The 9,913-nt window shown below is 39.9% G+C and carries 10 protein-coding genes; 6 read left to right on the top strand and 4 right to left on the bottom strand.

The features are described 5' to 3' along the window. The first annotated feature begins 332 nt into the window (after positions 1-332). Genes D9K81_RS10170 through D9K81_RS10160 form a run of 3 tightly spaced genes read left to right on the top strand, consistent with a single transcriptional unit; the run spans position 333 to position 3,668 of the window. Positions 333-2,414, top strand: coding sequence for an FUSC family protein (locus tag D9K81_RS10170; RefSeq protein ID WP_120373702.1), 2,082 nt, complete (start codon positions 333-335; stop codon positions 2,412-2,414). 2 nt (positions 2,415-2,416) lie between these two features. After that, the gene (locus D9K81_RS10165; RefSeq protein ID WP_120373701.1) at positions 2,417-2,623 is read left to right on the top strand and encodes a DUF1656 domain-containing protein; all 207 of its coding nucleotides are present in this window, start codon (positions 2,417-2,419) and stop codon (positions 2,621-2,623) included. A gap of 37 nt (positions 2,624-2,660) precedes the next feature. Further along, complete coding sequence (locus D9K81_RS10160; protein WP_120373700.1) at positions 2,661-3,668, top strand: HlyD family secretion protein; 1,008 nt, start codon at positions 2,661-2,663, stop codon at positions 3,666-3,668. Positions 3,669-3,746: 78 nt separating this feature from the next. On the opposite strand, the gene ruvX is transcribed toward D9K81_RS10160, so the two are convergent. From ruvX to recN, 3 genes are all read right to left on the bottom strand, one after another. Then, positions 3,747-4,190, bottom strand: coding sequence for a Holliday junction resolvase RuvX (ruvX, locus tag D9K81_RS10155; protein WP_120373699.1), 444 nt, complete (start codon positions 4,188-4,190; stop codon positions 3,747-3,749). Continuing rightward, positions 4,183-4,737 carry a YqgE/AlgH family protein gene (locus tag D9K81_RS10150; protein ID WP_120373698.1) on the bottom strand — a complete coding sequence of 185 codons (555 nt, stop codon included), beginning with the start codon at positions 4,735-4,737 and terminating at the stop codon, positions 4,183-4,185. The genes ruvX and D9K81_RS10150 overlap by 8 nt, the downstream gene beginning before the upstream one ends. Before the next feature lie 133 nt (positions 4,738-4,870). Further along, entirely contained in the window at positions 4,871-6,532 is a 1,662-nt protein-coding gene (recN, locus tag D9K81_RS10145; protein WP_120373697.1) for a DNA repair protein RecN, read from the bottom strand. 582 nt (positions 6,533-7,114) lie between these two features. On the opposite strand from recN, the gene ppnP reads away from it, so the two are divergent. The 3 genes from ppnP to D9K81_RS10130 all read left to right on the top strand — a co-directional run bounded on the left by ppnP (position 7,115) and on the right by D9K81_RS10130 (position 9,255). Then, complete coding sequence (gene ppnP, locus D9K81_RS10140) at positions 7,115-7,438, top strand: pyrimidine/purine nucleoside phosphorylase (RefSeq protein WP_106983888.1); 324 nt, start codon at positions 7,115-7,117, stop codon at positions 7,436-7,438. Positions 7,439-7,582: 144 nt separating this feature from the next. Further along, positions 7,583-8,332, top strand: a complete 750-nt coding sequence (gene rlmB, locus D9K81_RS10135; RefSeq protein WP_120373696.1) for a 23S rRNA (guanosine(2251)-2'-O)-methyltransferase RlmB — start codon at positions 7,583-7,585, stop codon at positions 8,330-8,332. A gap of 47 nt (positions 8,333-8,379) precedes the next feature. Next, on the top strand, positions 8,380-9,255 hold the full coding sequence (locus D9K81_RS10130; RefSeq protein ID WP_120373695.1) for a DMT family transporter: 876 nt from the start codon (positions 8,380-8,382) through the stop codon (positions 9,253-9,255). Between the two features lie 46 nt (positions 9,256-9,301). Here the strand turns inward: D9K81_RS10130 and coaE are convergent, their stop codons facing one another. After that, a complete protein-coding gene (gene coaE, locus D9K81_RS10125) occupies positions 9,302-9,910 on the bottom strand; it encodes a dephospho-CoA kinase (RefSeq protein ID WP_120373694.1) in 609 nt (202 codons plus the stop codon). Positions 9,911-9,913: the final 3 nt, after the last annotated feature.

Below are 9,913 nucleotides of genomic sequence, written 5' to 3'. Positions count from 1 at the left end.
ATTATGTATGGTCGCTGTAGGCTTAAAATAGGAATATTTTGTCCTTGGATCATATTTTAAATAGAAAGTATAAAAATAAAACAAGTTAAATTATCACCATTAGATAATTTGTATTGACTTATTTTTTTAAATTTGAAAAAATGCAATCAAAATATCTAATGGCGAATTATTGATCTGCGTAATAGGTTGATTTCTTCTTTCGCCAAATTCCTTACTTTTTTAACCATATCTAAGAAGACATAGCATTTTATGTCGTTTACGCTTAGGTAAAGGCATCACTGTCAGTGCAACTCCTGAATTGTGGTTTTTAAAGTACTATCTTTGAGAAAGACATGTTACTAACCAAACAATTGCTTGCATTTCGTCCGAATAAAATGGACTGGATTTTTGCGACTAAAACGTTTTTAGCAGGTATGCTTTCGCTTTATGTTGCATTCTCTTTAAATCTGGCCTATCCCATTTGGGCCATTGGTACTGTATTTGTTATTGCCAATCCTTATGCGGGCATGACGTCTTCTAAAAGTATTTATCGCGTTTTAGGGACATTATTAGGTGCTGTCGTTTGTGTAGTTGTTACGCCTCATTTAATTAACACCCCTTGGCTATTTACTTTCTTTTTGGCCTTTTGGGTGGGCTTTTGTCTTTATATTTCACTTTTAGACCGAACCCCGCGTAGTTATGTCTTTATGTTGGCTGGCTATACCACGGTGATTATTTGTTATAACGTGATTTATAACATCGATACCAGCTCTATATTTGATATGGCTGTAGGGCGGTTTTTAGAGATTACCATTGGCGTTGTATGTAGTGCGATTGTGTCGACCACTATTTTTCCAATGCATATTGGGCCTGCTGTTAAAACCCGTGTGTCTAAAGCGCTACTAGATACCAAACAGCTTTTTGAAAAAATATTAATAGATGAAAAAGCCTTAGAAAATTACAGTACGGCGCTCAATGCTATTGCACGTGATGTTGCTGATATTCATGTTATGGCAGTGCATTTAACCTATGAAAAATCAACATTAAAGGGGATGACCAAACCCTTACAAGAATTATTGCATCAACTGAGTATGTTGGTGAGTAACTTGGTTGCGATGGCAGAACGTATTAAACAATTAGATGAAATTGATACAAGCTATAGATCACAATTAGAGTTGGCAAGAAAACATATCGTTGAATTTTTGGATAACAAGGAAGATTTTCCAGAAAGTGAATTAAATCGCTTACCAGCAACTTTTGAGCAAGATTTCGCTAATATATCGGCGGTTGCAACATCAGCACAACAGGTCATTATTCAAAGCTTTAAAATGGATATTCGCCATTTTATTCAGAATGTCCGTGCCATTAAACTCATTTGGCAACGTATACAAAATGGTGATGCATCTTTACCCGAAAGTGTTGCGCCATTAACCACCACTTATCCAAGTCTGCACCGTGATCATGGGATGGCGGTTCGAGGCGGTGTTTCTGCATTTTTAATTGTGCTGATTGCCACAGGTTTTTGGATTATTAGTGGTTGGAAGGCGGCATTTATGCTGGCTGAAATGGCTGCGATCAGTGCGTGTATTTTGACATCTATGGACAATCCTGTACCTGCTTTAAAAATGTTTATTCGTGGGAATATTTATGCGGGGATTATTGTCTTTATTTATGCTTACGGTGTTTTTCCGCACGTCACTGAGTTTTGGCAATTAGGTTTGGTTTTAGCGCCATTTGTGATGCTTTGTTTAATGATGTTCCCTCATCCGCCATTAACAGGGTTGGCATTGCCTGTCCTCATGGGAGCAATTATGGGGCTAAACTTTCAAAATCGCTATTCTTTGGATCAAGTCTTCTTTTTTGATGCCTCTATTGGCACGGTGATTGGCCCAATTATTTCGGTGTACATCATTCATTTGGTTCGAGCCATGTCACCAGATATCACGGCTCAACGGATTTTGGCATTACATTATAAAGATATTAGACAAGCCTTATATATTCCTTATGGAGTGAACTTCCGTATTCATTTACGTGGCATGTTTGATCGGATTGGTATTCTTAATAGCAAAGTGGTGCAATCCAGCATCTTAAAGAAAAATATTAATTTGGCATTGATTGAGTCGAGTGCGGTGATTGATTTAACCCGTATTCAAGAGTTGATGTCTAAGTTGAGTGACGAGCCTGAAATTTGCCTAAGTTTGGCTCAGTTACAGTCTGCTTTGGATGACTATTTCCGTGCGAAAGAGTTATATCAGCCAGAAGTTCAGTATAGAAATGAAATATTAAGCCAAATTCAAACATTAAAAATTGAAGTTTTAGACATAGACAATCTGGATGTTTCTCAGCGTCTACAAATTTCACTTAACAACATTCAAAGCAGTTTATGTCATGCAACTTTTGATGAAACTGCACAAGCACATTTGGTTGGAGCATAAACATGGGTGAACTCAATATATATGGTGTTTATGTACCCATGCTTTTGGTTCAGAGCGTACTGGCTTACGGTGTGTTGCGCTTGGTGATATTAGGCATAGATCCCTTAATTGAAAAAGGGTGGATCCCATTACCCAGTGTTTTCTATTTATGTCTTTACGTCATTTTACTATGGCTAATCCATTGGGGTTTTATCGTGTGTTTTGTTTAAACACACAAATAATTGAAATGAACGAGGTAAAATGAAAATGGCATCTTTTGATTTGCGTAAAATCATAAGACCTGTAGGTCTATTGATTGTCGCTATTTTTGCGATAATGGCAATTATACATATTTGGAACTATTACAATGCAGAGCCGTGGACACGTGATGGACGTGTTCGAGGGGATGTGATTCAGGTATCTTCGGATGTGTCGGGTTTAATTACTGAAGTTTTGGTGCAAGACAACCAAACGGTGAAAAAAGGACAAGTTCTTTTTAAAATCGATGTTGCACGCCAATCACTAGATGTCGAGCAGGCAAAATCTGATTTGGCAAAAGCGAAGGCTACTTTAGCATCGGCAGAAGCAGAATTACTTCAAGCCAAAGCCAATGTTGTAAAATCTGAAGCCAACAGAAATTTAGCAGACAAAAATGCAAGCCGTTATTCAAGCTTAATGGATGGTGCAATTTCAAAACAAGAACAAGATCAAATGTTCGCGCAACGAGATCAGTCCCATGCAGAGCATCAACAAATAGAGGCATCGATTGAGCAAGCCAAGGCGAATATCGTTCAACAAAAAGCATTAATTGAAGTAGCAACCAGCAACTTACACTTAGCACAATTGAATTTAAAACGTTCAGAAGTGATTGCACCCGCAGATGGCACATTATCTAACTTTGAATTAAAAGAAGGTAATTATGTCAAAGTAGGTCAAGCTGTTGCAGCGCTACTTGATCGTCAAGAATTGTATGTCGTCGGTTATTTTGAAGAAACCAAATTAAATAAAATTTATGTGGGCGCACCCGCATCGATTCAATTAATGGGTGATTCTCATATTTTAAAAGGCCATGTACAAGGGATTGCTTCAGGTATTGAAGATAGAGAAAGAACTTCAACCACAGGCTTGTTGGCGAATGTAAACCCTACCTTCAGTTGGGTACGTTTGGCACAGCGTGTTCCTGTAAAAATTGTTTTAGATGAAGTTCCTAAAAATGAATTGGCATTTGTAGCGGGCCGTACAGTAACAGTTCATATTTTAGAAGAGCAGAAATAAGAAATATCGTTCATTTCAATGATTCATCTAAAAAAAGCATCTGAATCAAGATGCTTTTTTTATGCCTGAAAGTTCAGATTAAGGTGTGAGACCTTCAGGATTTCGATACCAACTTTCGATAAATAAAGCGGCTGCGATACTGTCCGCAGATAGCTTTTTACCGCGACCTTGCGCTTGATAGTGATCGAGTTCATCACGTGCTTCACGTGTGGTCAGACGTTCATCGACCATTAAAGTTTCAATGTTAGTTTGATGGCGTAAGCGACGTGCAAATTTACGTGCTCGAGCAGAAAGTTCTGATTCGCTGTCATCCATATTGAGCGGTAGACCGACCAAAAATAAAGTCGGTTGATACTGTTTCACAATTTTAAGTAAATCATCCCAAACTGGAATCCCATCTTTCATGGGAAATAGCGCCAGTGGGTTGGCACTTTCAATGAGGGACTGGCCAACAGCCATGCCCATTTTCTGTGTACCAAAGTCAAAGGCCATAATTAAATGGGGAGAAGATAAATCAGGCATGTCCTATCTCGGAAGAAAGCCAATTACGGTCGACGCCCATTTTTTTGTAGGCTGCATCCCAGCGGTCGCTGTATGGCAGGTTAAAAATTAAATCCATATCGGAGTTACAAATGAGCCAATCACCACGAGAAATTTCTTGCTCTAATTGGTTCTTGCTCCAGCTGGCATAGCCTAAAGCAATTTGATAGCGACCAACACCTTCATTATGTGCAATCGCATCTAAAATGTCTTTTGATGTGGTAATACAGACATTTTCACCGACTGCGATGGATGAATGCCATGTAGGTTGACCCGTATGAAGCACAAAACCTGCTTCTGGACGTAAAGGCCCACCTTGCAAGACTTCATGTGGATTGACATTATCCGCCTCAATTTCTAAATCGTTGAGCAACTCTTTAATTTGCAGGCCAGAAGGGCGGTTAATGATGATGCCTTGCGCGCCATCTTCATCGTGGCGTGCCAAATAAATCACCGTATTTGCAAAAAATTCATCTTGCATATCTGGCGGGGCAATCAAACATTGATGCGTCAGATATTGTTTGCTCACCGAAGGGCGTCTCCCTATCTCTATGATTGTCTTTATGATCTTTAATTTATTACACGTTACAAGAGGAATGAGAATTCACCAAATACTTTTTGTATTTGGCGTGTTTTAATTGGAATATTGCACTCATTTCTAGTTAAGCATGTTGAAATTTGAGATTACGCAATTGTTTGGCATGTTGGAGTGTAGTTTCACTAATCTCGACACCGCCTGTCATTCGCGCTAACTCTTGAATACGACCATCTTCTTCTAATTCTAAAATTGTACTACTGGCAGGGTCGGTCTGACGCTTTTTAACCAGTAGATGCTGATCTGATTGTGCGGCCACTTGTGCTTGATGGGTAATACACAAAATCTGTACATGCTGTGCCAGATCAGCCAATAAACGGCCGACAATTTCTGCTGTACCCCCACTAATGCCGACATCAATTTCGTCAAAAACGATAATTTCGGCATCGGTTTTTTCGGCATTCATCACTTGCATAACCAAGGCAATTCGTGACAATTCACCACCAGAAGCAACCTTTGCCAGTGGCTGTGCAGGAATGCCTTTGTTTGCAGTAAAGAGCAATTGAATGAAACTCAGACCTTCACTTGAAGCTTGTTCGAGCGGTTCAAACTTAAATTCAAAATGTGCTTCAGGCAAAGCTAGTTGTTTGACTTGCTCTGTAAGTTGCTTGGCTAAGGGTGTTGCGGCTTCGCGACGAATATCATCTAAATGTTCAGCTTTGGCTAAAAAGTCTTGATAAGACAGCTCGACTTGCTCGGCAAGTGTTTCTGGGTCTTCCAATTCATGTAATTGCTGTAATTCGGTTTGCCAAACATCAAATTGCTCTTTTAAAAGTTCAGGCTGCGTCCGATATTTACGTGCCAAACGATGGAACACTTCAAGCTGGGTATTGAGTTCTTCCATGCGTTCAGGGTCGAAACTTTGACGATCAATGAACTGACGTAAGTTAGTCGTCGCATCATCCAATTCACTTTGTGCATTCAGCACAGCATTGTAAATTTCAGACAGTTGTTCACTACGCCCTGCATGCGATTCTAAACGGCGTAAAATAGACGAAAGTTCTTGGTTAATGTTCTGTTCTGCATCGTCTAAGGCCGCCAGACCATAACCGCAGTCTTGCATAATATGTTCATGATGACTTAAGCGATCGAACTCTTGTTCAATCTCTTTATAGTCCAACTGTACAGGTTCTTCGAGCTCTTCCAGCTGTAAGTTCAAGGTTTCAATTCTTTGCTTACGTGTGGCTTGAGCATCCAATGCTGTTTGATGTAAACGAATATTTTTATGCCACAGACTATACGCATCACGGACGGCTTGGGCTGGCTCATGAAAATTACTATAGCGATCAATCCAGTGTTTTGGATACGGCGGTTCAAGTAACTGCTGCTGACTATGTTGGCTATAGAGCTGAACGAGTAAACGTCCCAATTCTTTAAGCTCAGATAAGCTACTTGGTCGGCCGTTAATCCAGGCTTTACTGCGACCTGTCGCGAAGATCACGCGACGTAAATGAATTTCACCAGACTCGTCGTCTAATTCTTGCTCTTTGAGCCAAAGAGCTTCTGGAGAGGCTTCTTGGTAACTAAACGTGGCTGTAACATCGGCTTTATCTGATCCATAACGCACATAATTGGTATCGGTACGTTCGCCTAAACAAGCAGAAAGTGCATCTAATAATAAGGATTTACCCGCACCAGTTTCACCTGTGAGTACGTTAAAACCTTTTTCAATATCAATGGCTAAATGGTCGGCTAATGCAAAATTGATCAGAGTTAAATGTGTCAGCATACACGCATCCGAGCTGCGAAGAGTTTAAGTTTTAAGATAGACAAGTTTTGTTTTTCTCACAAGACGGCTTTGTTTAGATAAAACCGAAAACAGCATCATTTTAACGCAATTTAGGCAAGATGATAGAGGGGAGATGATCAGGATAGGAATGTCTTATATTTCATCTCTTCAATATCTAAGTGTAAAAGTAGTTCTAGCATGTCTTATTCATGTTTTGGTCATGTATTTTAGGTATAGCTAAAAGCACTTTTACAAAAACTACGCTGTTGGTCTAATTTTGGCATGTTCTTCGCTAGTTTATTTTATGATAGCTTTGAGCTAAATAAATCGTCAAAGCATTCATAGACCAAGTTTTACAGGTCATATTTTTGTATCATAAAAAGTGATTTGAGATTCAAAAACAGTTGCTTTAGACTCAATCGGCTTTGAAGCAGAATCGCCGATATGGATATGAGATTTGGCGATGAAGACGGCATGATGATTTACATCCGTCTGTGTATTCATTGATTGATTAGTTCAAACGGCAGAATTAAACTAATTCAATCTAAATATTATAAATATGCTTTATCTGGAGAAATACGCATGTCAGCGCAGTTTGATCATGTATCAGTTGTAAAAAAATCAAATGTTTATTTTGGCGGTTTATGCATTAGTCATACTGTTCAATTTGAAGATGGCACCAAGAAAACATTGGGTATTTTACTTCCAACTGAAAAACCACTTACATTTGAAACACATGTACCTGAGCGTATGGAAATTATTTCAGGTGAATGTCGTGTACAAATTGGCGATAGCGAAGAAAGTGAATTGTTCCGCGCGGGTCAATCTTTTTATGTGCCAGGTGAAAGCCGTTTTAAAATTGAAACAGATGAAGTTTTAGATTACGTGTGTCATTTTGAAGGCTAAGAGATTCTTGCCAAATTGAAGCAAGGCAAAGAAATTTTGTCCTGAATCAGTTAAACTAATGTCATCGCAAAAATCCTGTAAAGCTGGCTTTGCAGGATTTTTTATTTTTTAATCTCTCCAATAGTTGTCGTTAAGAGGCCGTTCATGGCAAAACCTGAATATTATTATGGCGTTCATGCAGTGGAATCATTGCTTGAGCTAGAGCCAGAGCGCGTTTTAACTTTATTTGCTTTAAAAGGCCGAGACGATCAGCGTTTACAGCATGTATTTGAACTCGCTGAACCTTTTGGGGTGAGCATTCAAAAAGCCAGCCGTGACACTTTAGAAAAGTTGGCAGGTCAGCCTTTCCATCAAGGTGTGGTTGCTGCTGTACGTCCGTATCCAACGCTGAATGAAAAAGATTTAGACACGCTTTTGGGCGCGTCAGCACAACCCATTTTATTGGCATTGGACCATATTACAGATCCACATAACTTAGGTGCGTGTATTCGTACCGCAGCTGCAATGGGTGTTGAAGCTGTGATTGTGCCTCGTGACCGTGCTGCGAGTCTTACGCCAACTGCACGTAAGGTTGCAGCGGGTGGGGCGGAAAAAGTTAAATTTATTCAAGTGACCAATTTGGCACGTACCTTAGCGCATTTGAAAGAAGAATTTAATGTGCGCATTGTAGGGACGATGCTTGATGAAAAAGCGTTACCCATCCAGCAGTTTGACTTTACAGGCACACCTGTTTGCGTGGTAATGGGTGCTGAAGATACAGGCTTACGTCCAATTACACAGTCTCAGTGTGATCAAACGGTATATATTCCAATGAATGGTAATTTACAGAGTTTGAATGTCAGCGTTGCGACAGGTATGGCTTTGTACGAAGTATGTCGCCAACGTAATCACTAATACACTCATGCTCCATGAGTTTGACTTCCATTAAGAAATAAAAGTTTATGTCTCCCCAAAAACAAGGTTATCTCTATGTTCTGATTACAATGTGTATTTGGGGAGGATTTACCCTAACCGCACGGCTCAGTGCAAACTGGGGAATCGGTGCATGGGATATTACCGCACTACGCTTCTTATTGGCCTTTTGTATATTAATGCCAATTTTAATCTATAAAAAAGATACAGCTTTTTTATGGAAAAAAGAACCTTTTATTTTGGCCATGATTGGTGGCGTAGGATATTGCTTAACCGCATATTCTGCGTTCCATTATGCACCTGCGGCACATGCAGCTATTTTTCTCAATGGCTTTATTCCGCTGTGTACTGCAATTGCTGCATTCGTTTTATTTAGACAGGCGTTTGATCGGCATACCTGGGCGAGTCTCCTCATTATGATTGGCGCAATTGGCGCCATGAGTTTCTTAATGTACCGTGAAACAGGAGTTGCCTTTGGTTTTGGTGACCTGCTGTTTATTCTGAGTGCAATTTGGTGGGGTGTTTTTAGTGTCTTGCTAAGACAGTGGCAACTCAGTGCATGGCATGCAATGGCTGGTGTTGCAATATGGTCAGCGATTGTATTTGTTCCAATTTATCTTCTGTTCTTACCTAAGCATTTAAGTGAACCTGAGCCAATGCATTTACTTGCTCAAGTCTTATTCCATGGTGTTTTTGTGGTGATTATTGCAACCTTAACCTACGTAGAAGCCATTAAACGACTGGGTGCTTTTAAGGCCGGAAGTATTGTTACGCTGGCACCATTTGTGGCGGCGATTTTGGCCGTGCCATTGCTAAATGAGCCTTTGAGCTTTGCAATTATTTGTGGTTTGTTGGGTATGGCTATCGGTGCTTTACAGCCTTGGCGCTGGTTAAAACTCACATAAGCCTCAGCATTGTCTAATGCCTATTTTACTTAAAAAGCAGTCTGTATTAAGACTGCTTTTTTTCTGCGAGCGCTAAATATTTTTCATGTAAAGTCATTAACTGCTGATATAAATGCTCTAAGTGCCCATCATTAAGTACAACATCATCTGCGAGCGCTTGTTTATTCACGCGAGGCATTTGCACTCGGATGATATTTTGAATTTGCTCAACACTTTGGCCATCACGTTGGCTAGCCCGTTGAATCTGTAGTGACTCATTTGCATCAATCAACAATGTATGGTCAGTAAGTTCATGTTGGTTCGTTTCAAATAACAGGGGGGAAACCAAGATCACATAGGCACTATGTGCACGCTGTAGTTGCTGAATAATCGATTGACGAATAGCTGGATGAGTGATCTGTTCTAAGGTTTTACGTGCTTCTGGGACTTTAAAAATATGCTCACGTAAAGCGACACGGTTTAATTCACCATTGTCTTGTAAAACCCATTCACCAAAAGCACGTTGAATTTCGACTAATGTATTTTGCCCTGGAGTGACAACTTCTCGAGCTACGATATCGGCATCGACTACAGTAATATTTTGAGATTCAAACCATGCACTGGCAGCCGATTTACCACTTCCAATACCACCTGTAAGTCCCAAGATAAATGTCATACC

The organism is Acinetobacter chengduensis, assembly GCF_003664645.1.
Classification (GTDB): Bacteria; Pseudomonadota; Gammaproteobacteria; order Pseudomonadales; family Moraxellaceae; genus Acinetobacter; species Acinetobacter chengduensis.
This window is presented reverse-complemented; position numbering and strand designations above follow the sequence as displayed.